21 protein-coding genes and 1 tRNA gene are annotated in these 22,377 nt (G+C 46.0%); 6 read left to right on the forward strand and 16 right to left on the reverse strand.

Annotated elements, in window-relative coordinates:
* Nucleotides 1–3: 3 nt before the first annotated feature.
* The 7 genes from glnA to hrpA form a co-directional block, all read right to left on the reverse strand.
* Nucleotides 4–1,419, reverse strand: a complete 1,416-nt coding sequence (gene glnA / locus FD977_RS06035; protein ID WP_215304209.1) for a type I glutamate--ammonia ligase — start codon at nt 1,417–1,419, stop codon at nt 4–6.
* A gap of 197 nt (nt 1,420–1,616) precedes the next feature.
* Nucleotides 1,617–2,480 (reverse strand): molybdopterin-binding protein, encoded by an 864-nt coding sequence (locus tag FD977_RS06040; RefSeq protein ID WP_215304210.1) that lies wholly within the window; start codon nt 2,478–2,480, stop codon nt 1,617–1,619.
* The gene (locus FD977_RS06045) at nt 2,473–3,333 is read right to left on the reverse strand and encodes an EI24 domain-containing protein (RefSeq protein ID WP_251369436.1); all 861 of its coding nucleotides are present in this window, start codon (nt 3,331–3,333) and stop codon (nt 2,473–2,475) included. The genes FD977_RS06040 and FD977_RS06045 overlap by 8 nt, the downstream gene beginning before the upstream one ends.
* 43 nt (nt 3,334–3,376) lie before the next feature.
* Nucleotides 3,377–4,354, reverse strand: coding sequence for a sterol desaturase family protein (locus FD977_RS06050; protein WP_215304212.1), 978 nt, complete (start codon nt 4,352–4,354; stop codon nt 3,377–3,379).
* A 15-nt stretch (nt 4,355–4,369) separates the two neighbouring features.
* A complete protein-coding gene (locus FD977_RS06055) occupies nt 4,370–5,140 on the reverse strand; it encodes a polysaccharide deacetylase family protein (protein ID WP_215304213.1) in 771 nt (256 codons plus the stop codon).
* Between the two features lie 8 nt (nt 5,141–5,148).
* Nucleotides 5,149–6,165 (reverse strand): cytochrome D1 domain-containing protein, encoded by a 1,017-nt coding sequence (locus FD977_RS06060; protein ID WP_215304214.1) that lies wholly within the window; start codon nt 6,163–6,165, stop codon nt 5,149–5,151.
* A 59-nt stretch (nt 6,166–6,224) separates the two neighbouring features.
* The gene (hrpA, locus tag FD977_RS06065; RefSeq protein WP_251369438.1) at nt 6,225–10,307 is read right to left on the reverse strand and encodes an ATP-dependent RNA helicase HrpA; all 4,083 of its coding nucleotides are present in this window, start codon (nt 10,305–10,307) and stop codon (nt 6,225–6,227) included.
* 17 nt (nt 10,308–10,324) lie between these two features.
* Here hrpA and argA point away from each other — a divergent pair, with 17 nt between their 5' ends.
* Entirely contained in the window at nt 10,325–11,689 is a 1,365-nt protein-coding gene (gene argA, locus FD977_RS06070) for an amino-acid N-acetyltransferase (protein ID WP_215304215.1), read from the forward strand.
* A 56-nt stretch (nt 11,690–11,745) separates the two neighbouring features.
* Entirely contained in the window at nt 11,746–12,018 is a 273-nt protein-coding gene (locus FD977_RS06075) for an oxidative damage protection protein (protein WP_215304216.1), read from the forward strand.
* Between the two features lie 221 nt (nt 12,019–12,239).
* On the opposite strand, the gene rpiA is transcribed toward FD977_RS06075, so the two are convergent.
* Complete coding sequence (rpiA, locus tag FD977_RS06080; RefSeq protein ID WP_215304217.1) at nt 12,240–12,950, reverse strand: ribose-5-phosphate isomerase RpiA; 711 nt, start codon at nt 12,948–12,950, stop codon at nt 12,240–12,242.
* A gap of 90 nt (nt 12,951–13,040) precedes the next feature.
* On the opposite strand from rpiA, the gene tal reads away from it, so the two are divergent.
* A complete protein-coding gene (gene tal / locus FD977_RS06085; RefSeq protein WP_215304218.1) occupies nt 13,041–14,009 on the forward strand; it encodes a transaldolase in 969 nt (322 codons plus the stop codon).
* Nucleotides 14,010–14,039: 30 nt separating this feature from the next.
* Nucleotides 14,040–14,462 (forward strand): thioredoxin TrxC, encoded by a 423-nt coding sequence (gene trxC, locus FD977_RS06090; protein ID WP_215304219.1) that lies wholly within the window; start codon nt 14,040–14,042, stop codon nt 14,460–14,462.
* Here trxC and rlmB read toward each other — a convergent pair.
* Together rlmB and rnr are read right to left on the reverse strand one after the other, a co-directional pair.
* Nucleotides 14,455–15,210 carry a 23S rRNA (guanosine(2251)-2'-O)-methyltransferase RlmB gene (gene rlmB, locus FD977_RS06095; protein ID WP_215304220.1) on the reverse strand — a complete coding sequence of 252 codons (756 nt, stop codon included), beginning with the start codon at nt 15,208–15,210 and terminating at the stop codon, nt 14,455–14,457. The two genes, trxC and rlmB, sit on opposite strands and share 8 nt — an antisense overlap.
* A 29-nt stretch (nt 15,211–15,239) precedes the next feature.
* Nucleotides 15,240–17,642: a ribonuclease R gene (rnr, locus tag FD977_RS06100; RefSeq protein ID WP_215304221.1), complete on the reverse strand. Its 2,403-nt coding sequence runs from the start codon at nt 17,640–17,642 to the stop codon at nt 15,240–15,242.
* A gap of 144 nt (nt 17,643–17,786) precedes the next feature.
* Here rnr and FD977_RS06105 point away from each other — a divergent pair.
* Nucleotides 17,787–17,873, forward strand: a tRNA-Leu gene (locus FD977_RS06105).
* Between the two features lie 159 nt (nt 17,874–18,032).
* Here FD977_RS06105 and FD977_RS06110 read toward each other — a convergent pair.
* Genes FD977_RS06110 through FD977_RS06130 form a run of 5 tightly spaced genes read right to left on the reverse strand, consistent with a single transcriptional unit; the run spans nt 18,033 to nt 21,413 of the window.
* Nucleotides 18,033–18,215 (reverse strand): 4-oxalocrotonate tautomerase, encoded by a 183-nt coding sequence (locus FD977_RS06110; RefSeq protein ID WP_215304222.1) that lies wholly within the window; start codon nt 18,213–18,215, stop codon nt 18,033–18,035.
* A 16-nt stretch (nt 18,216–18,231) separates the two neighbouring features.
* The gene (locus tag FD977_RS06115; protein ID WP_251369439.1) at nt 18,232–18,936 is read right to left on the reverse strand and encodes a class II aldolase/adducin family protein; all 705 of its coding nucleotides are present in this window, start codon (nt 18,934–18,936) and stop codon (nt 18,232–18,234) included.
* A gap of 9 nt (nt 18,937–18,945) precedes the next feature.
* Nucleotides 18,946–19,443 (reverse strand): hypothetical protein, encoded by a 498-nt coding sequence (locus tag FD977_RS06120; protein WP_215304223.1) that lies wholly within the window; start codon nt 19,441–19,443, stop codon nt 18,946–18,948.
* Between the two features lie 24 nt (nt 19,444–19,467).
* Nucleotides 19,468–20,154, reverse strand: a complete 687-nt coding sequence (locus tag FD977_RS06125; RefSeq protein ID WP_215304224.1) for a dienelactone hydrolase family protein — start codon at nt 20,152–20,154, stop codon at nt 19,468–19,470.
* 29 nt (nt 20,155–20,183) lie between these two features.
* Nucleotides 20,184–21,413, reverse strand: coding sequence for an MFS transporter (locus tag FD977_RS06130; protein ID WP_251369440.1), 1,230 nt, complete (start codon nt 21,411–21,413; stop codon nt 20,184–20,186).
* Between the two features lie 170 nt (nt 21,414–21,583).
* Here FD977_RS06130 and FD977_RS06135 point away from each other — a divergent pair, with 170 nt between their 5' ends.
* Nucleotides 21,584–21,739, forward strand: a complete 156-nt coding sequence (locus FD977_RS06135; RefSeq protein WP_215304225.1) for a hypothetical protein — start codon at nt 21,584–21,586, stop codon at nt 21,737–21,739.
* Between the two features lie 98 nt (nt 21,740–21,837).
* Here the strand turns inward: FD977_RS06135 and FD977_RS06140 are convergent, their stop codons facing one another.
* The gene (locus tag FD977_RS06140; RefSeq protein WP_215304226.1) at nt 21,838–22,341 is read right to left on the reverse strand and encodes a hypothetical protein; all 504 of its coding nucleotides are present in this window, start codon (nt 22,339–22,341) and stop codon (nt 21,838–21,840) included.
* Nucleotides 22,342–22,377: the final 36 nt, after the last annotated feature.

Below are 22,377 nucleotides of genomic sequence, written 5' to 3' on the forward strand. Positions count from 1 at the left end.
CGCTTACAGGGAGTAGTACATATCGAATTCGATAGGATGAGTCGTCATACGGAAACGTGTGACATCTTCCATCTTCAAAGCGATATATGCGTCGATCATAGAGTCTGTAAAGACACCGCCACGAGTTAAGAACTCACGGTCTTTGTTCAAAGCTTCCAATGCCTCTTCCAAGCTTGCACAAACGGTTGGGATCTTTGCATCTTCTTCTGGTGGCAAGTCATACAAATTCTTGTCAGCAGCTTCACCTGGATGAATCTTGTTCTGAACACCATCTAGACCAGCCATCATCAATGCTGAGAAGCAGAGGTATGGGTTAGCCAATGGATCAGGGAAGCGAGTTTCGATGCGGCGACCCTTAGGACTTGAAACGTGTGGAATACGAATCGAAGCAGAACGGTTACGCGCAGAGTAAGCTAACTTCACTGGAGCCTCAAAGCCTGGAACTAAACGCTTGTATGAGTTTGTACCTGGGTTGGTGATCGCATTCAATGCTTTAGCGTGCTTAATGATGCCGCCGATGTAGAACAATGCGAACTCTGACAAACCTGCATAGCCGTTACCAGCAAACAAGTTCTCGCCGTTCTTCCAAATAGATTGGTGAACGTGCATACCAGAACCGTTGTCACCAACGATAGGCTTTGGCATAAATGTAGCTGTCTTGCCGTATGCGTGAGCAACGTTTTGAACAACATATTTCTGCCAGATAGTCCAGTCAGCACGTTGAACCAATGTGCTAAATCTAGTGCCTAATTCATTTTGGCCTTGACCAGCCACTTCATGGTGATGCACTTCAACCGGAATACCTAAAGATTCGAGGATCAAACACATTTCAGAACGCATGTCATGAAATGTATCTACTGGAGCAACTGGGAAGTAACCACCCTTTTTACCTGGACGATGTCCAGTGTTGCCACCTTCGATTTCAGCAGCTGAAGACCATGGAGCTTCTTCAGAATCTACCTTAACGAAACAACCTTGCATGTCAGCACCCCAACGGACGCCATCAAAAATAAAGAATTCTGGCTCTGGACCAAAGAAGGCTGTATCGCCTAAACCAGTGCTCTTCAAATAGGACTCAGCACGCTTCGCAATCGAACGTGGGTCGCGGTCGTAACCTTTGCCATCTGAAGGCTCGATCACATCGCATGTGATCACCAATGTTGGCTCTTCATAGAATGGGTCGATGTAGCAAGCTGTTGGATCTGGCATCAACAACATATCAGAGGCTTCAATACCTTTCCAACCAGCAATAGATGAACCGTCAAACGCATGACCGCTCTCAAACTTGTCTTCGTCAAAATGGGAAATAGGTACTGTTGTGTGTTGCTCTTTACCCTTTGTATCTACAAAGCGGAAATCAACGAAAGTACATTCTTTCTCTTTAACCAACTTCATCACATCAGCGACGGTCTTCGTCATGCAAATCTCCTCTATTAACTGAATTCGGAATACAAACCTAAGGTGTACACCCTTGTTTATTCCAGGCATCAAATATGCCCTTGGGATGTATCTAATTTACTGAAGCAAACAAACGGGAACAGTCATTATTGCACTAATTAAGTGCTGAAAAGCCTCTCAAAACCCTATAAATAGCTCTATTTGCACCAAACTAGTGCTTAATCAGATTTTGCAATTTCATGAATTGCATAACCCAAGGCCTCAGTGCCTGTTCGCAAGGCAATCCAGGCATCATCTAGGAGACTGGCATTGCCCTTGATACCCAATTCAATATGCCGCTCGGCATAGACACCGCCTCTAGAGGAGTCGCCAACTGACGGGAGGCTAAAGACCTTTACGCCTGGATAAGAAGCCTCGATGCGCTCCATTAGGGGCGTTAAGACGGACTCAATCCCTTTTGGGACAATAAAACTTTGCTCTGCCCAATTTTCACGATGAAATAAATTCTGATAGTAGGTATCCAAGCACCAGGCCATCATGGGTGCAGCCATGACAGGAAAGCCAGGAACAAAATAGTGCTCGCGAATAGAAAAACCCGGGATCTGGTTATAGGGATTAGGGATGATGTCGCTTCCAATCGGAAACTCCCCCATCTTAAAGCGATGCTGATTTTCCGCAGTACTCAGATCCGCCTTTGTAGGATCACCCTCTGCCATGATCCGAATCCGTCCTGCAATAAGCTCTTGTGCAGTCGCATGTAATTGCGTTTGTGTGCCCAAAGCTAAAGCGGCACATTGTCTCGTGTGGTCGTCAGGCGTAGCTCCGATACCGCCAGTACTAAAAACCACATCACCACTTGCGAAGCTATCTTTCAAGGTGGCGGTAATTTGCTCGGGATCATCTGCAACATATTTAGCCCAAGATAAGCTAAGGCCGCGCTCATTTAAAAGCTCAATCAATTTACTTAGATGTTTATCTTGACGACGACCAGACAGAATTTCATCACCAATCACAATTAAACCGAAACGACGAGTATTCACTTCAGAGTCCTCGAGACTCGGATTTTTTAAGACCTCAACCATGGCTAGGCAACTCCGTATCAATCACACGCGCTTCAAGATTTAAAGATCGATCTGACTCATTACTACGTAATTCCTTTAAAGCCTCAAGCAAATAATGTGTAAACCAGAGCGCAGCGAAGACAAAGATTAAAGAATAGATCCAGAGCGCAATAAAGCTGACTATGGGAAATAAGACAAGAGCTAAAACAGAGGTTGCCCAGAAAAAGGTAGGTACGGCTCCCAACATCCCAGAAATAACTCCCATAGCCAATAGTGGCCAACGGTGTTGATGCAAAAGGATATCGCGCTCTTCTGCAGTAGCATGCAGCGCTAATACATCGTAAGACATCAAGCGCATGGTCAGCCAGCCCCAGAGCAATGGCGGCAAAACAGCAACTAGTGGCGGAATCCACCACACCGGCAAAGTGAGCATCACTAGCGCCAAACAGATCAAAGCAGACCAAAGGGTATAAGCAAAACTACCCAACAGACCGCCGCCTTTTTTCTTAGCAATATCTTTATAAGCATATTGGCGCGCGACCACCTTGACGATGGTTGGCACGGTGGTCAAAGCGATGAAAACCAATAAGCTAATGGCGATTAAAGGAATCAGCAACATCACAAAGAAGAGCGGTGCAATCCATGCACGTGCACCCTCAAACCCGGCCCAGATTAAACCATCCGCAATCCAGCTAGTAAATATGGATGCCGTCAGAAAAGTACTCAGCATCTCCAATGCTGGCGTCCAAGTCAGCCAAATTAAGAGGCCCCACAAGACCGAGACCATTAAAAATGGTCGCAGACTAAGCCACAGCATTTTGGGATGCATCGCACCAACCAAAGCCAAGCCAAAAGACTTAAAAACTTGCTGCATGCTATTCATATATTTCCATTGCTGCTGTGTGAACTACTAACTTCTATTTTGCTTTAGGAAAGATTTCTCGAATCGAGTGCATGAGAGTCTGCCACTGGTGCTGCAATACATTGGGCGACAAAACCAAATCTCTGACTCCAGTAGGATGAACCTCTTTTGAAAAGATTGCCGTATTGAAGATCATGTCCCACCAAGGAAATAAGACACCAAAGTTGCACCCACCCAATACGCCTGGCTTACCTTTGGCCTCGTGACCATAACCTACCGCGTGATGTAGCCGGTGATACACTGGAGAAATCAATACATATTTTAAAGGTCCAAGATCAATCTTTAAATTAGCATGTTGCCAGCTCTGAATGAGTTGGCTCAATACCACCAATACAATAAATTGGGCAGGTGATACTCCAAATAAAAGAGCAAAAAGGGAAAACACAAACGCATGCATGATGTCATCGACAATGTGATTGCGATCATCAGACCAAGCAGTCATCACTGTTTGACTATGATGCAAGGCATGCAGTTTCCACCACCAATTAAAAACATGGGAAGCCCGGTGATATAAATACTCCACAAAATCGAGCAATATAAAGTAGATACAAAAACTCACCAAGGGTATCGATGTCACTGACGGCCACCAGGATTCGACATTCAGCCTGCCAAAACGAAAATCATGCAAGACCGAATCAATCTGAAAGAAAAATCCAGATAAGGTAATAAAAATCAGGCCATGAAAAATGCCTAGGCGATGAAACAAGGTGTAAAAAATATCTGCCTTGGAGTTCTTTGCAAACCGCTCTTGTATCTCTGCCGGGGAAAATCTCTCCCAGACTCTGAGAATGACAGCAATCAAGAAAATCTGAATGCACCCAAATAAAAACCAGTCGATACCATCAAACACATCCTCAGCCATCGACATCAGGTCAAATTGATACAAAATTGGCCCAGCAACATAGGTGAACAAGAATTCTTGAACGCTAGCGTAGGCTGAAGCGATGGCAGCTGAAAGAGGGTTTGAATCCATAAACTCAATTGTCACTTATTTATCCCGTTTTGGCAGGGTTGCAAAACAAAACCCCCGAGCCTTCAAATTCAATATCAGCTGCTCTAATACTGCTGGAGCCCAGGGATCCTTGCGCGACCAAATACCCAGATGGGCCATAGCAATATCTCCATCCTGGAGCTGGCTACTAGCCTTATCCAAAAGCACTTTGTTGGGGTGCGTCTGTGAGCTCAGCTCATCACCCAAAAAGCCCGCGGCATTCCAGCCAATATGCTGGTAAGAGCATTGATCTCCCATCCTGATTGAACGGGGTGATGTTTTCCCGCCAGGGGCACGCCAAATTTTCTGAATACTGGTACCAGTTAACTCTTTAAAGCGCTCATCTACTCGGCGGATTTCTCGGCAATAAGCTGCTTCGTTGTACAGTGTGGCCACTCCAGCCTTTGGTCCAAATTGTGGCTTTGCAAAGATCTCTCCGCTAGGGCCGTCCTTCACAAAGTACAAATGGTCATAGGTATGACTACCAAAGTGATGGCCTTCACGAACGCGATCTTGCCAATACGATTTCCAAGAGTCGTCTAAAGAAAAATCACCACGGCTAGTTTTTTCATTCGCTAGAAAAAAGGTAGCTTTCACATTTTGACGATTCAAAATGTCGGCGATTGTTTGCGCTACAGACATATTACCGGTATCAAAAGTCAGGTAAACCGTTTTTTTACAATTCACCTCTTGTGCAATACCCAGCGCAGAGCATGCGGCCAAAATAATGCATGCCGTCAGTCTAACGAGGGTCGCATTCAAATACATCTACTGGGCTATTCCCAGTTGGCACGCGGCGTAAAGAAAACGCCATGAGGGGATCTACCAACAGGAATTACTGAGACTAATTTCATTGAAGGAATATCAATCACCCCAACCTTTTTAGAAAAGCGGAGAGTGACCCACATTGTTTTTCCGTCAGGCGTAATTTCCATATCATCAGGACCTGCTGGTAGCCCAGTGATATCACCCATCTTTTCTAAGGTCTGCATATTAATCATGCTGATGCTTGACGCAATACGATTACTTACAAACACATGCTTTTTATCACCTAAGGGACGGAAGTTGTGAGCGCCTTTTCCAGTAAAGATTCGCTTTACCTCTTTACGGGTTTTCCAATCAATCACTTGGACATAGTCCTCCCCAGTAATGCCAATGAGTAGGTATTGATCACCAGGTGTCATCCAGACTCCTGCTGGCACCTTACCTGTGGTGATTTTCCACATGACAGTCTGGGTATCCAGATCAATTGCCGCAAGTTCATTCGAGTCTTGCAAAGTAATAAAAGCGATCTTGCTATCTGCCGTGAATGCGACATGACTTGGTGTCTTGCCAAGCTTGATTGTTTTGGCCAACTTGAGATCTGCACCCTGCACGAGATAGACATCCACCCTATCCAAACGATTACCGTTTGCAACAAACCACTTATGATTTGGCGAATAACCGATTTGGTACGGATCAATGATGTCCGGCATCCTGCCAGTTAACTCACCAGTGGTGGGATTCATTAGCACAACATCATTGCCAGCTGCATTGGCAATTAGCAAAGTCTTTTGATCTGGAGTCATCATCAAGTGATGCGGCTCTTTTCCAACCGGTACTGTCTTAATCACTTTGCGGGTGGGCATATCAATCAGACTGACGGTAGCCTCACCAGAATTCAAGACAACAGCTAACTTAGGCTCGGATGAGCTTACATTTTGAGCATAGGCAGCATTTGCAAGGCCTATCAGGGCAAATGAGGCTAGGATTGAAATACTGCCAAATGTGGCATTACGAATGTAAGTTTGCATGCCTTACATTGTAAGCAATTGATTAGTTCGAAGTAGGCCTTTAACTAGAATCCCTTGATCTATCGCAAGCTAGCCAAGACCTTTTCTAGGCGTTTTAAGGACATTGGGCTTGGGGTCTTTAACTCCTGAGCATATAAAGCCACTCTCAATTCCTCGAGTTGCCAACGAAAATCCACTAAAGCCTGATCTTCATTAGTAGCATATGCCGCAGAGCCATGGCCAGCCTGAACAAGTTTTTGCCATGGTCTGGCAACCGACTCCCAGTCTTTTTGGCACTGTGAATCCCGGCTAGGGTTAGAACGCAATTTATCAATGCGCATGGCAATAGCCTTGAGATAGCGAGGGAAATGTACTAACTGGCTATATGGCGTATCTGAAACAAATTTAGGAAATATGAGAGCTTGGACTTGATTCTGAATATCCACATGAGCAGTAGCTGACGCAGCCTTGGCTTGGGACAATTTCTTTTGAAGGTCCGCATAAGCCTGCAATGCCGCCAAGGCATGCTTTGAAATCTCCTGCGCAATCAGAGCCAAACGGGGCTTACCTGCTTGCAAACGCTCCGCAAATTGCTCAGCATTTACTGGTAGCGGGTCATTCATAAATCCCCGCTCTAAGGCGAGATTGAGGATTTGCTCAATTAAGCTATCAACAGATCCAATATTGATAAACAGCAATCCAAGCTCCCGAATTCCAGGGAGTTGTTTTTGTAACGCCTTGAGCGTGTCTTTATTCGATAGTGCGAATAATCTGCGCAATCCTTGCCAATGGTGTTTTCTAGCTTCCAGCAAATCATCAAACACTTCAAGATCGCATGCTTCAGTACGATCCACTAATGCGGGATAGCCAAATAAGGTGCTATTGCCTTTCTGAATTTCTAGAGTCTCGTGCAGTTCACCAAAGTCCCAGCTTCGATAACCACCCTGCTCTACCGTTTTTACTGAAGATGCATTGGTACTTTGATTGGTTTTGCTAATAGGGGCAGCGTTACTTACTGGGGCACTAGTCCCGAGCTCATCATGGACTGCTTGCTGCGCTAGAGCTTGGAAGGCTGTGCGAGCAGTCTCTCCATACTCAGCGCGCAATCTAGATAAATTACGCTCCAATTCTAATTGGCGGCCGTACTCATCCACTAGGCGGAAATTCATTGAAGAATGTAAAGGCAAGGATTCGGGCCTGAAATCGGCCCGCTTAATTTCTAAGCCGCGTTCTTTACGAATATCGGTAATGAGGACATCCAAAAAGTCACCTACCCCAAACTGCTTGCTTGATAACATCCGCTCTAAAAATGATTTTGCATACTCGGGCAGTGGGACGCAGTAGCGACGTAATTTCTGAGGAAGTGATTTGAGTAATAAGCCAATTTTTTCCTCACACATGCCCGGGACTAACCAATCACATCGACGACCATCAACCTGATTCAATAAAGTTAGAGGCACTACCAGCGTTACTCCATCTTTGGGGCTGCCAGGCTCAAAGTGATAAGTCAAACTCAGTTCGCTACCACCAACCATCATCTTTTTAGGATAGCGATCTACCGTAATTCCAGCTGCCTCGTGGCGCATTAAATCTGCTTTAGCTAAGCGCAAAAGACTGTCGGGTGCTTCCTCAGCAACGTCTTTACTGGCTGATATCTTTAGCAACCAAGCCTTCATACTCTCCCTGCTCAGAACATCCTCAGGAATGCGTGAATCATAAAATGCAAAAAGGAGGTCATCATCCACCAACACATCAGGGCGTCGTGAGCGATGCTCGAGTGCCTCGATCTCTTTAATTAGCCTGCGGTTATGCCAAAAGAATTCAAAAGATCCGGGATATTTTTTTCTAGCATCAGCCTCAGTCTCCCGCATTAATGCTGGGCTATCCATACGGCCAAACATCTCTTCTTGAACTAAGGCCTGGGTAATAAACAAGTTGCGAGCATCTTTTGGATCGTGAGGCTCATAACGGACGCGACGACCGTGATAAATCGGCAGGCCATATAAAGTGCCGCGCTCAAAGGCCATGACCTCTCCTTGTCGGCTATCCCAGAATGGCTCACTCAAAGATTTAATCAGGCGGTGGGCTGCAACCTTCTCAACCCAACCAGGCTCGATTTTGGCAATCGTGCGCGCATACATGCGATTGGTTTCTTGAAGTTCACCAGCCAAAATCCAAGCGCCAGCTTTTTTGCCAATCGTTGAACCCGGCCAAATAAAGGGACGAATACCGCGTGCGCCTAAATAGCTGCCCGTCTTGCTGCCACGCTCCTGAGATTTTTCATCCTCTTCTTTTTTAGCTACATAACCTAAGAGGCCAGTTAATAGCGAAAGATGAACTTGTTCGTAGGTAGCGGCGGATGGATTTTCTTTCCAACCCTTTTCAGCCAACATCGTATGCAGTTGAGCATGAACATCGCGCCATTCACGCAGACGTCTTGGTGACAAAAACTTACTACGGCATAAATTCTCTAATTGTCGATTACTATGCTTATGCTTCAAGGCATCTTGATGCCAACCCCACAGTTTGACGAAACTTAGAAACTCGGAGCGCTCATCTGCAAACTGCAAATGCGCTTGGTCAGCGGCAGCTGCTTGATCCATGGGTCGATCACGTGGATCTTGTGTAGCCAAAGCGGAGGCAATGATGGTGACCTCACGTAATGCGTTGTGCTCCTTAGCCGCTAAGAGCATTCGACCAATCCGAGGATCTAATGGCAAATCTGCTAACTGCTTACCAATAGGGGTGAGCTTGAATCTGCTGTTGCTATCCGTATCGTTATTGATGGTGACATCGTCATAGACGATAGCGCCCAACTCATCTAGAAGCTGTACACCATCGGCTATCGCGCGACCCAAGGGTTTATCAATAAATGGAAATTCTTGTATACGAGGTAAACGTAGAGAGCTCATGCGAAGCAAGACCGCCGCTAATGAGCTACGTAAAATTTCTGGATCAGTAAATTTGGGGCGGCTTAAATAATCTTGCTCGCTATAGAGACGAATGCAAATACCATCAGACACACGACCACAACGACCTGCTCGCTGATTGGCAGCTGCCTGTGAAATTGTCTCGATTTGTAGTTGCTCTACTTTGTTGCGGTAGGAATAACGCTTGACTCGTGCCAGGCCGCTATCGACCACATAACGAATATTGGGAACTGTTAATGAGGTCTCGGCAACGTTAGTCGTCAAAATAATACGTCGACCATTACCAGGGCTAAATACACGCTCTTGTTCCGCAACCGATTGACGAGCAAAAAGACTTAAAATCTCCGGATGAAAACGCTGCTGGAGAACATGGTCTTTTCTGAGAGTTTCAGCACAATCCCGAATCTCCCGTTCTCCTGGCAGGAAGACCAGTACATCTCCTGCACCAGACACACCTTCACGCCATACTTTTGCGATTGCTTCTGTTACGGCATCCGAAAGCTCCTTGGCCTCTTTAGATTCTTTTTTTCCGTCAGGTTTTACATCTGGCTCTAGTGGCTCATAACGTTGCTCAACCGGGAAAAGTCGCCCGCTCACCTCAATCACCGGAGCAGACTTGCCATTTAATGCGAAATGATCTGAAAAACGCTTTGCATCAATAGTCGCTGAAGTAATGATCAACTTGAGGTCTGGGCGCTTAGGTAGCAACTGGCGCAGATAACCTAATAGAAAATCAATATTGAGGCTGCGCTCATGAGCCTCATCAATAATGAGAGTGTCGTAGCCGCGTAGATGAGGGTCTCGCTGCGTTTCTGCCAGCAAGATGCCATCGGTCATTAGCTTGATTGAAGCGCCCTGACTGGTCTTATCAGCAAAGCGCACTTGGTAGCCGACGTCTTGACCAATTGGAGTGCCCAACTCCTGAGCGATACGCTTTGCAGTGGCTGTAGCAGCAATACGACGAGGTTGTGTGTGCCCAATGAGGCGACCACCGTTCATAGTGCCCCTGCCCAGATCTAAACAGATTTTGGGTAATTGGGTTGTTTTGCCAGAACCAGTCTCACCACAGACGATCACAACCTGGTGGGAACTCAAGGCATCTTTGATGATTTGACGTTGACCCGATACCGGCAACTCCTCCGGAAAGCGAATCTCTAGCCGTCGGGAGGTGTTGGAAGCAGGCACAGTCTCAGGGCTTGCTTTGGGTTTTTGTTGGTTTAATGGCTCTTGCACCCTATAATTTTCTCACTATGCCAACAAATGCACCGAATCCCGGCTCAAATGCCGAAGAATCCAGCTCTAACTTTCCTTTTGTAGGATGGCTGCGTGATGTTGCGCCCTATATCCATAGCTTTCGCGAGAAGACCTTTGTTATTGCCTTTGCTGGTGAACTAGCTCAAGAAATTGGCCTTGAGAACCTCATTGAAGATATCGCCATGCTGCATGCCATGGGCATGCGCATTGTGTTGGTTCACGGTATCCGCCCGCAAATTGAAGAGCAACTCATGCTCCGCAATATTAAGAGTCAATTTGGCCAAAGCGCAATGCACAGCTACCGGATTACCGATGCAGCTGCCCTAGAGTGTGTCAAAGAAGCTGCTGGTGAATTACGCCTCGATATCGAAGCAGCATTTAGTCGGGGATTACCCAACACTCCGATGGCAGGCTCACGAATCTCTGTTATCTCGGGCAACTTTATTACAGCAATGCCTGTCGGTGTAGTTGAGGGAATTGATTACATTCATACTGGCTTGGTGCGTAAAGTAGACTCCACCTCTATTAAGCTTTCGCTCGATAGCAATAAGATCGTACTGCTCTCGCCTTTGGGATTCTCACCAACTGGTCAAGCATTTAATCTCGCCTTTGAGGATGTAGCTGCATCTACTGCTGTAGCACTTAAAGCGGATAAGTTAATTTTCTTAAGCCCCTATACCGGTTTGAAAGATGAGGAAGATGACTTCATCACCGAACTCTCGATGCCCCAGCTTCAAGAATATGTAGCCCAACATCCAGAACTCGATTTAGGTATGAAGAGTTTGTTAACTATTTCTGGCAGGGCTATTCGTGCTGGGGTCAGTCGGGTGCACTTCTTGCCTTGCAACCGAGATGGCGCCCTTCTGGAAGAACTCTTTACCCATGATGGTATTGGCATGATGCTGGCCTCATCCGATATTGAGAATTTACGTGAAGCCAATCAGGATGACGTTGGTGGCATTTTGCAACTCACCAGCCCGCTCGAAGATGAGGGTATTTTGGCTGCGCGGGGTCAGGATGTCATTGAGCGTGATATTCAGCGCTTCTCTGTGATTGAGCATGACCGGGTTCTCTTTGGATGTGCAGCTCTCTTCCCATTTCCGAATGGTGTCGGTGAACTAGCTTGTCTCGCAGTAGATCCTGATGTTCAAGGTTCAGGCGATGGAGAGCGTTTGCTCAAGCGCGTTGAAATGCGAGCAAAACAGGAAGGCATCAAGAAGCTTTTCGTCTTGACCACTAGAACAGAACATTGGTTTTTGAAGCGCGGCTTTAAGCGTGCGTCGGTAGATGATCTTCCAGAAGAAAGAAAGCAAATTTACAACTGGGATCGCAAATCGATGGTTTTAACCAAAGATCTTTAATAAGCTATTCGTTTTATATTTTCTCTTTAGCACACCGTATTTGAAAGGCAACACAAATGGCACGCATGGTTCAATGCATCAAACTGAATAAAGAAGCTGAAGGCATGGACTTCGCACCACTACCTGGCGATCTCGGTAAGAAAGTTTGGAATCAAGTCTCCAAAGAGGCTTGGGCTGCTTGGTTGAAACACCAAACCATGCTCATTAATGAGAATCGCCTGAATATGGCTGACCCTCGTGCTCGTCAGTACCTCCTCAAGCAAGTTGAAAAATACTTCTTTGAAGGTGGTGCAGACATGGCTCAGGGCTATGTACCGCCTGCTGAATAATTCTTTTTGAATATCTCTTGACGAGTCAAATTCAGAAGCATAGGATGAAATCGTAGTCAGTCAGTTTGTGTGATCGGCTACATTGGCGAAAGCCATTACTTGTAAGCATATCTATGTGCTTATGGGCATTGGGAACATTAATTCTTCCCTTTGCCTGCGCCATGAATCATCATGGCAAACTAACCCGATGGATCAGCTTGCTGCCCCGTCGGGTTTTTTAATTAAAAGATGACCCTACTCACGCCAGATGCATTGCTCACCAACAAAATATCCGCCTTCTCTTTTGCGAACAGACCTACAGTGATTACGCCAGCGATTTGATTGATTTGCGCCTCAAGGGCGATAGGGTTGGCGATCTTTAAACCAGCGACATCCAAAATCCAGCCGCCGTTATCCGTCAAAAAAGGCTGGCTTGGTGTCTGACCTAAGTCTGCACGAGTTTCTTTGCTCATTCTGAGTGTGACTGTGCCGCCTAACTGAGCCAGCTCTTGAGTAACAATGCCTTTTGATAAGGGAATGATCTCCACAGGCAATGCAAAGTTACCCAATACCGGAACTTGTTTTGAGGCATCGCAGATGCAGATAAACTGTTTGGCCATTGAGGCAATAATTTTTTCGCGGGTCAAAGCGCCGCCGCCGCCTTTAATCATATGGCCAGCAGGATCGATTTCATCAGCGCCATCCACATAGGCAGGTAGATGATCCACCTCATTCGGATCTAAGACCTTAAAACCGTGTTTTAACAGGCGCTCAGTCGTGGCATTAGAACTAGATACCGTTCCAGCAAAATGATCCTTGTGGGGTGATAAGGCATCAATGAAGTAATTGGCGGTAGACCCCGTCCCGATACCCAAGATCTGCCCTGCGGGTAGCTTTAATACTTCATCCCGAGCCGCTTCAGCCACCAATTGCTTTAGTTGATCTTGATTCATGATCTTGCCCAATATCCTTATTTATCCATCTATCATATGATATTCAATCTATTTCACCTGATTAATTCATCGAGAGTATTACCAATACCCATGACATCACCCGCCAGCGCACTGAGCCAACTCAAACAATTCACTACTGTCGTGGCCGATACTGGCGACTTTGAGCGTATGCGCGAATACCAACCGCAAGACGCTACTACCAATCCCTCCCTGATCCTGAAGGCTGCTCAGCAAGCCAACTACCAAACCCTGGTAAATCAAGTCAAATCTTCGCATCCTGGCTTAAAACCTGTCGATTTAGTCGACCATATCCTGGTAGCTTTTGGTCTGGAGATTTTGAAGATCGTCCCAGGCAGGGTTTCGACCGAAGTCGATGCCCGCCTCTCTTTTAATACTCAGGCAACAATTCAGAAGGCCAATCATCTCATTTCGCTATATGAATCGCACGGAATTGATCGCAAACGTGTCTTGATTAAGCTAGCTGGTACATGGGAAGGAATTGAGGCGGCGAGAGCTTTAGAGGCTGAAGGCATTCACTGTAACATGACGCTACTCTTCTCTTTAGTACAAGCGGCGGCTTGCGGTGCAGTTAATGCGAAATTGATTTCTCCTTTTGTAGGGCGCATCACCGATTGGCATAAAACAAAACTTGGCAGCAATTGGAGTGATGAAAACCATGGCGGAGCAAATGATCCTGGCGTTACCTCGGTCAAGCGTATCTTCCACTATTACAAACACTTCGGCATCAATACCGAGATCATGGGGGCCAGCTTCCGTAATACCAGTCAAATATTAGAGCTAGCTGGATGTGACTTATTGACTATTAGCCCTGAGCTATTGGGCGATCTTCAAAATAGTTATGCAGCGGTTGAGAAAAAACTAAATGCCAGTAATGCAGCTAGTGCGCTTGCCAGTGAAAATATCCTAGCACTCAAGCTAGATGAATCGAACTTTAGATTGCAGTTAAATAATGATGCAATGGCCACTGAAAAGTTGGCTGAAGGTATAAGGAATTTCTGTATCGATACTGAAAAACTAGAAACGCTCTTAAGTCACTAATTCTGTAAATTGCCAGATTGAGGAGTCAAGATGATTATTCATTGTCCACATTGCAATAAAGGAAATCGTGTTCCCACTGAAAAGCTCAATCAAACCCCTGTCTGTGGAGCCTGTCAACAAGAACTGCTATCGCTACCCATCAATGCCACTGCGGCAAACTTTAGCGAACTGGTTACTCAATCCGTAATGCCAGTGATAGTGGATTTCTGGGCGCCATGGTGCGGACCCTGCAAGATGTTTGGCCCCACCTTTCAGGCGAGCGCTATTACTCATGCAAATCAAGTTTTGTTTGTGAAAGTAAACACCGAAGCAGAGCAGCTACTCGGATCGCAATGGAATATCCGCTCAATCCCAACCCTAGCGGGATTTAAAGGTGGAAAAGAAGTGCACCGTGTTAGTGGTGCTCTACCGCCAGCCGAACTAGAGCAATTTGTAAAGCAGTTGACTATTTAGGCTCTTTGGATAAACGCTGCCTCAACGCTTCGTACAAACAGACGCCACTGGCAACGGATACGTTCAGACTCTCTACGACACCCTTCATCGGAATACGTACCAACTCATCACAAGTCTCACGGGTTAAGCGGCGCATACCCTCACCCTCTGCACCCATAACAATACCGATGGGGCCGGTCAGATCTAGATCGTAAATCGATTTTTCAGCTTCATCATCGGTGCCGATGAGCCAAACACCCGCTTCTTGCATTTCTTTCATGCTTCGAACCAGATTGGTAACAGTAATGACAGGCATTACTTCAGAAGCGCCGCTCGATACTTTGCTGACTGTAGCATTAATTGAGGCTGAACGATCTTTAGGAATCACTACAGCATCTACACCAGCACCATCAGCCACGCGTAAGCATGCGCCAAAGTTATGGGGGTCAGTGACACCATCTAAGACTAAGAACATCACCTTACTTTGATTACTTTCTGCATCTTCAACTACCTCTGTAATGGTCCTAGCAATGGTCATCTTCTCTGCTAACGCCACCACACCTTGATGGCGATCATGACCTGCGAGCTTGTGAAGGCGCTCGGCATCAGCAGCATGAAGTCTTTCACCTAGAATTTCTTCGGCTTGCTTAAGAAAATCACCCATACGGCGATCACGCCGACTAGGATCAAAATAAACTGACTTCAAACTTGCTGCATCCACTCGTAAGCGCGCTTGTACTGCATGAAAACCAACTAATATTTGCTTCATCTTTACTTATCTCGATCTGATATTGATACTTATTTACGACGCGCTTTAGTGCTGCGAACAGGTGGTTTTGTACCTGCAGGTTTACCGGCAGGTCTTGTGGGCTTCCCAGACTTCGCAACTTTACTTGCAGTGCGCCCAGCTTGATTCTTCGATTGGTTTGCACCCAAGTTACCAGCAGATTTGGCAGCATTTACATTTACACCAGAATGCTTCTGCGGTTCTTTGCTCCCAGGGCGACCTTTTTTGGGAGAAGCTTTCTTATTGGGTCTACCAGTATCGCTAGCCAATACAATTTGGCGGCGATTAGTGGTCCCACCTGGCTCTAAGCCAACCGATTTCACTAGACTAAATTCAATTTTACGCGCATCTAAGTCTACTCGACTGACCAATACATGTACCCGATCACCCAAGCGATACCGAATACCCGTTCTCTCACCGCGCAATTCTTGACGGGCTTCATCGTACTGGAAATAATCACCACCCAACTCAGTTACATGGATCATGCCCTCAACAAAGAGATTTTCCAATTGGATGAATAAACCAAATGTAGCCACTCCAGTAACCGTGCCAGCATATTCCTGACCCAAATGATCGCGCATGTAATAGCACTTGAGCCAAGCCTCTACATCGCGGGATGCCTCATCTGCACGGCGCTCATTCGATGAGCAATGCACGCCCAGTTGACCCCAAATAGGCATTGCCGCATTAGCGCCCTTAGGCAACTTAGGTAAACGTGTGCCATTAGCTGCAGCCTCTTTTGCATCGCTATGAGACTTCTTGGCATTCACAGCATTTTCGCGACCTTTGCCTTTGCGTGGCAATGTGAGATTCAATGGAACCGTTGGCGGCAATACTGGCGTATACGGTTTCTTAATGAGAATTGCTTTGATGACACGATGGGTCAAGAGGTCGGGGTAGCGACGAATCGGACTTGTGAAATGAGAATATGCAGGATACGCAAGGCCAAAGTGACCCTCGTTATCAGGCTGGTACATTGCCTGCTGCATAGAACGCAAAACAACCGACTGCAGCATATTGGCATCAGGACGCTCTTTGATTTCGCGCATCAACTTGGCATAGTCTCTTGGTTTCGGCTTTTCACCGCCGCCCAAAGACAAACCTGAAGTACGTAAAACTTGGCGCAAAGTCACCAACTTCTCTTCTGAAGGTTCACCGTGTACACGGTACAGACTGAGATGCTTGTTTTTATCAATAAAGTCAGCAGCGCAGACGTTTGCTGTCAACATGCACTCTTCGATTAAGCGGTGTGCGTCATTACGCAGACGGGGTTCAATGCGTAAGATCTTGCCCAACTCATTGCTGATAATTTGGGTTTCAGTAGTTTCAAACTCGATAGCGCCACGTTTTTGACGTGCGTCTAGCAAAATCTTATACAGGGAATAGAGATTAGTCAGAAGAGGCCTGAGCTGGGCAAAGCGTGTTGCTTCAGGGCCTTTGCTATTCGAGAGAATCTCCCAGACTATGTCATATGTAAAGCGCTGCGCAGAATGCATGACTGCGGGGTAGAACTGATAGGCCAAAACAACACCATTTTGATCCACCACTGAATCACACACCATGCATAAGCGATCAACTCCAGGATTCAGGGAGCAAAGACCATTAGAGATCTTCTCCGGCAGCATTGGTATTACCCTTCTTGGGAAATACACTGAAGTCGCACGCAGAAGTCCTTCATCATCCAAAGGATGTCCTGGCTTTACGTAATGAGATACATCGGCAATCGCGACAATCAGGCGCCAAGCCTTGCTTTTACCGTGCATCACTGGTTCGCAATACACCGCATCATCAAAGTCACGAGCATCAGCACCGTCAATAGTGACCAAAGGAACGTCGCGCAAATCCACTCGACCTTCTAAATCAGATTGCTGAACAGAATCAGGTAAGGCATCTGCTTCTTTTTTTGCAGCTGTTGAAAATTCGTGGGGCACGCCATATTTACGGACAGCGATTTCGATTTCCATACCAGGATCATCAATTTCACCTAGTACCTCGACAACACGACCAACGGCTTGACGGTAGCTATCTGGATAGTCAATGATTTCGACGCTGACCACTTGACCTAATTTAGCGTTACCCTGGCCTTTTGGTGGAATCAAAATATCGTGACCAATGCGCTTGTCTTCAGGCGCAACAATCAAAACACCATTCTCATTCAAGAGACGCCCAATGACTACTTTATTGGCATGCAAAATGACATCGACGATCTGGCCTTCTGGACGACCGCGCCGATCTGTTCCCAATACCCTGACATTCACTCTATCTGCGTGCATGACGCGGGACATTTCTCTTTCAGAAAGAAAAATATCTTCACCGCCGTCATCTGGGATAACAAATCCAAATCCATCTCGGTGACCCTGGACTGTACCTAAGCGGTCAGCCTCTCGTGGCACCAAGTCTTTTGCTTTACGCATTTAATTCCTTCGGCAATACATGCCTTATATTTCAATAAAAATTCTGAATTAGCCTACTGTATCAAACCATCAAGTCTGAAGGGTGAAAGGTCAAAACGAGTTAAGAGGTGGGCCTGAAGGCACATACCTTTATAATAACGGCATGCCCAGGTGGCGAAATTGGTAGACGCACCAGCTTCAGGTGCTGGCGATCGTAAGGTTGTGGGGGTTCGAGTCCCTTCCTGGGCACCAAACAAGGTTTAACAGCGCTCTGCGCCTAATAATACAAGGTCAATATAGAGAAAACTGGCCGTTTCTACATAAAAACAGATAGAGCTTATATGGGGGCGTCTCTCTTAAATACAAGCCCCGTTTTGGTTCCCAGATCGAGCATTCCTTCTTACGCAAATATTAATCACTCCATAACTTGCCTGCAGTCGCCCAATCTGATTTCTTAACGTCTCGATAAATAACATCTACTGATTCAGCACTGCATCCCATAATTTTGACCGCCGCTTCTGTAATTGCCTTAGCGTACTCGCGCTTAACCTCATCGCTACGACCCTCAAATATTTGAACTTGAATTAATGGCATGGATATCTCCTTTTCACTATTTTTTTAATAAACCTAGATAAGCTGGCCACTCTATCTGACCTTCCTCATCACCATCACAGCACAATTGCTCGTAAGTCATCCTGCAAATTGCCGGATCGGGAACTATCAATCCCTCTACCTCACCTGCTAATAGTTGAATTTTGCAGGCCCTATCTAATACGTCCATTAAATAAAATGCCTGCTGAATACTCACACCACAGATGATGCTGCCGTGGTTCTCTAACAATAAAGCCTTTTTATCTCCAAGTGCCGATATGAGTCCCACTTGCTCTGAGGCCGATAAGGCCAGCCCTTGATAGCGATGCCTTTCGATATCACCATAGAAACGTAAAGCATGCTGCGATAGTGGAAGTAGACCTTGCTTTTGTGCTGAGACAGCAATGACAGAATCAATATGTAGATGAAGTACACACGCAGCATCCGGTCTGGCCGCATGCACCGCTCCATGAATAGCAAAACCAGATTGATTTACCGGCCCTATGCCTGAGAGGATTTCTCCTTGGACATTCACCTTGACTAAATTTTCTGGAGATACTTCATCAAAGCGCAAACCAAATTGATTGATTAGATAAGCGTCATCTTCATTTGGAATGGAAGCTGAAATATGGGTATAAATACCGTCATCCCACCCCTTCAACGCAGCGAGACGATACGCTGCAGCTAAATTGATTCGAACTTGTTCCTCAGTTTGATTCATCATATCGAAGAACTAAAGCCCCATAGAGCGATGCAAAATCTTGGGTTTCATTTCTTCCCAAAGACCTTCAAACTCCTCCGCCCTATCTTCGGACATCTCAATCGGCTCAAAGAGTCCACTAAAGAAGATTGTCTTTTTGGGAGCCAAGATCTTTTCAAACTCCGTTAATCCAACCGGCTTGTCGTCCATATCCCGAGTTAATTGAGCAGAGCAAACAATAGCTTCATGTTCGTCTTGATCAATCACGGCAAATTCAATCAACTGCTGGGACTTGTCTAGGATGACCAGAGTACCTCTAGCGTAGCAAACTGCCTCATGCTCCTGAACAATGTAAGCTAAGAATTGATTTTCCTGGTCTTGCTCCATATGCAGGTCATCAATAAAAAAGAGGTATTGACTCCCCTCTCCATTAACTAAAGTAAAAACCTTAGGAATCACCCCATGCCCTAAGGCAAGATTTCGATAATAAGAAGAAAGTTCAACAGCGAGGTTTTCGGAAAAGAGATGCATAAAATAAATCTGTAAGTAAAGTGCTTATGGAGTGAGCTGAGTTTTTAGGAAAGTCATCGTGCGATCCCAGGCTAAATCAGCGGCAGCTGGGTTGTATTGCAATGGTGGCAGTCCCCTAGTATCTGACTTTGGATTGGCGAATGCATGCTTAGCATCGTAGCGCTGGAAATCATAATGAACTCCAGCGGATTTCAACTTCTGCTCTAGTTGATCTACACCAGCGATGGAGAAAAATTCATCGTGCAGAGCCCAGTGCCCCAACATTGGCTTTTGAATAGCGGGTGCATCCACGTATTCGAGTGGAGGGTAACCATACCAGACCACGGTTCCATCACATTCTGGAACAAGGCCGGCTGACAGGACTGTGAGCGCACCACCCATACAAAAACCGGTGACAGCAACTTTGGCACTGCTTGTTGCCTTGAGGTACTGAACAGCGCCACGAATATCTTGGCTGGCGGCATCACCAAAATTTAGATCATTCATGAGGTGCTCTGCTTCATTTGCTTCCAGGGCGAGCTTGCCACGGTACAGATCCGGAACCAAGGCACGATATCCTGCTTTAGCTAGGCGATTGGCAACATTCTTGATCTCATCATCAAGACCCCACCATTCTTGAATCACCACCACGCCAGGGGCATTTATTGGATTGGCTGGCTCAATTAAATAGGCCTCTACTGAGGCGCCGTCTGGTCTCTTAAATGAAATCATCACAATCTTTCTTTTCAAATAAATTCGGTTTACTGCGCTTTTTTATCAGTATGAATATAGCCTACCAAGCAGAAAGTAAGCAAGCCACATAAAGCCGCTCCATAACCAACCAGGTTATAGTGCTCCATTTTTCCATCTGCACCAATAGTCACCACCATGCCAGCAAGTACTGAGGCAAGTCCCGATGCTAACATTTGCACTGAGCCCACCAAGCTCATAAAGGTACCCCGAATTTTCGCCTCTACCATTTGGCTAGCAATTGCCATCGCCGGAATCATGCGCCCGGATATCAAGATGAAAAATGCCGTTGAATTTATCAAGGCTACCCATAGCGGCACGGGCATCAGATTGGTAGTGACTAGCAAAGGAATGAGGCTGGCGATAGCCAATATTTTAAAAATTTTCACCTTGCCATAGCGATCAGCCATTTGCCCAATCACTCGAGAACTCATCAAAGTCGCAATCCCGCCACAAAGATAGATCAATGGAATATAGCCGTTATCAATCCCCACATTGGAGGTGAGATAGAGCGCAATATACGGAATAACCGAAAATCCAGTCAACATAATCAGCGCCATAAAAAAGAATACGCGTAGATGCTGGTGTGCGCTAAACACATTCCAAATTTGACTTAAGCGACTACCTTCATGAGCCTGATCTAAATGACCGATGATTCTAGGAATATTGCGATAAGCCAAATACAAAATGAGACTGGATATCAGAGCAATAAAAAAGAATGGCGCACGCCAACCTAAGTATGGAATGTGGTTAGCCAACAATAGACTGAGAGGAACTCCCGCTACAGTCGACACCGAGAAAGCAGACATCACCGTACCCAAAGCTTTGCCTCTGCGCTCAAACGGTATAGAATCCGCAACGATGGTTTGAACTAATGAACCCAAGATGCCGCCAAAGGCCCCTGCAAATGCCCGAGCAATAAAAAGAGAATGGTAATCCGGCGCCAAACCACACACCAAGGTGGCAATAATGAAACAGGCATACAAACTTAGAAGCAGTACTCGCCTCTCGAAACGATCTACAAAGTAGGTGGCAAAGACACCGGCAAGGGCTGCGGCAAAAGTATAGGAAGAAAGTAATAGACCAAACTCATGGGTGTTGATATTGAGCTCACGAATAAATTCCGGGCCCAAAGGCATCATGATCATGAAGTCTAGGATGTGAGTGAACTGAATTCCAGCCAAGGAGAATAAGAAAAAGTATTCTTTCTTCTTGCCACCTGGCATGTGATGCTCGGTCAAGGGATTCTTTGCAGTAGATTAGGGATACGTCATTATCAACCTAGGGGCTTGAACTGAACCTACTAGCACTTCATTGATGACGCCGAATACCAGGAATGGGTTTTACGGGCACTTCCTGCAATTGAAAAGTAAAAGGTGTATTATTAGGGTTAACCCTTAAGGAGCTCACCATGGCACATTCAAACTCAGTACAATTTCAACAGACACCTGCTATTAGTATCAAGCCTTTGACAGCAATTAAAGACATTTTTGTCTTATTAGCAGAAGCTTTCAGCGAAGCTAAGGTATTGGAGCAGAAATCACGTAGAACAAGTGGAAATTGGTAATTTATTGCTGATTTAACCCTGTTTTAGGCCATTTTGTGTCGTTTTTTTTAAGAAACAAGCCTCCGCTCTTTGGAGGCTTTTTCTTTTAAACAGCATCTCTAGCGCTGAACGTAGTAACCATAGACACAGCGTGACCCACCCCGAGACGGGTTGTGGGTATCTTGAATAACACCATCAATGACAGCCGTCAGGTGCTTAGAAACCCTCACAATTAATCTACCCGGGGGCAACTCATTTGCCAATAAATGCACTTTACAGCCAGCGCCAACCTGCATAGTAGGCACCCAATCAAAGCCATGACTCACAATGTAGTCATGAAATACATTGCGATGATTGCCGTTACGGGGTGAAGCACCCTGAGCGTTGAGACGCCTAGCCAACTTGTCGTTTCGTTGATCGGCATAAACTGCATTGGCAGCGCGAAGATCTTCGTAGACTTGTAAATAAGGTAATTGGGCAGCAATCGCAATCGCTCGAACTACACAGTCACCAGCCCCGCCCTTGAAACCCGCAAGCTCCCTACCCCCATCGTTGAGTTGAAAGCCCAACTCTTGCCCACGACCATTGGAAAGTCTGGTGAAGAGATTTAAAAAATTCAGCATAAGGCGATCGGGATTTTAGGAGAATTCAGAGAAGAT

It is taken from the genome of Polynucleobacter sp. AP-Elch-400A-B2 (genome assembly GCF_018688355.1).
GTDB lineage: Bacteria > Pseudomonadota > Gammaproteobacteria > Burkholderiales > Burkholderiaceae > Polynucleobacter.

Coding starts and splice junctions, on each gene's coding strand:
- glnA (WP_215304209.1), bottom strand. CDS start 1,419: ATGACGAAGACCGTCGCTGATGTGATGAAGTTGGTTAAAGAGAAAGAA.
- FD977_RS06040 (WP_215304210.1), bottom strand. CDS start 2,480: ATGGTTGAGGTCTTAAAAAATCCGAGTCTCGAGGACTCTGAAGTGAAT.
- FD977_RS06045 (WP_251369436.1), bottom strand. CDS start 3,333: ATGCAGCAAGTTTTTAAGTCTTTTGGCTTGGCTTTGGTTGGTGCGATG.
- FD977_RS06050 (WP_215304212.1), bottom strand. CDS start 4,354: ATGGATTCAAACCCTCTTTCAGCTGCCATCGCTTCAGCCTACGCTAGC.
- FD977_RS06055 (WP_215304213.1), bottom strand. CDS start 5,140: ATGTATTTGAATGCGACCCTCGTTAGACTGACGGCATGCATTATTTTG.
- FD977_RS06060 (WP_215304214.1), bottom strand. CDS start 6,165: ATGCAAACTTACATTCGTAATGCCACATTTGGCAGTATTTCAATCCTA.
- argA (WP_215304215.1), top strand. CDS start 10,325: ATGCCAACAAATGCACCGAATCCCGGCTCAAATGCCGAAGAATCCAGC.
- FD977_RS06075 (WP_215304216.1), top strand. CDS start 11,746: ATGGCACGCATGGTTCAATGCATCAAACTGAATAAAGAAGCTGAAGGC.
- rpiA (WP_215304217.1), bottom strand. CDS start 12,950: ATGAATCAAGATCAACTAAAGCAATTGGTGGCTGAAGCGGCTCGGGAT.
- tal (WP_215304218.1), top strand. CDS start 13,041: ATGACATCACCCGCCAGCGCACTGAGCCAACTCAAACAATTCACTACT.
- trxC (WP_215304219.1), top strand. CDS start 14,040: ATGATTATTCATTGTCCACATTGCAATAAAGGAAATCGTGTTCCCACT.
- rlmB (WP_215304220.1), bottom strand. CDS start 15,210: ATGAAGCAAATATTAGTTGGTTTTCATGCAGTACAAGCGCGCTTACGA.
- rnr (WP_215304221.1), bottom strand. CDS start 17,642: ATGCGTAAAGCAAAAGACTTGGTGCCACGAGAGGCTGACCGCTTAGGT.
- FD977_RS06110 (WP_215304222.1), bottom strand. CDS start 18,215: ATGCCATTAATTCAAGTTCAAATATTTGAGGGTCGTAGCGATGAGGTT.
- FD977_RS06115 (WP_251369439.1), bottom strand. CDS start 18,936: ATGATGAATCAAACTGAGGAACAAGTTCGAATCAATTTAGCTGCAGCG.
- FD977_RS06120 (WP_215304223.1), bottom strand. CDS start 19,443: ATGCATCTCTTTTCCGAAAACCTCGCTGTTGAACTTTCTTCTTATTAT.
- FD977_RS06125 (WP_215304224.1), bottom strand. CDS start 20,154: ATGATTTCATTTAAGAGACCAGACGGCGCCTCAGTAGAGGCCTATTTA.
- FD977_RS06135 (WP_215304225.1), top strand. CDS start 21,584: ATGGCACATTCAAACTCAGTACAATTTCAACAGACACCTGCTATTAGT.
- FD977_RS06140 (WP_215304226.1), bottom strand. CDS start 22,341: ATGCTGAATTTTTTAAATCTCTTCACCAGACTTTCCAATGGTCGTGGG.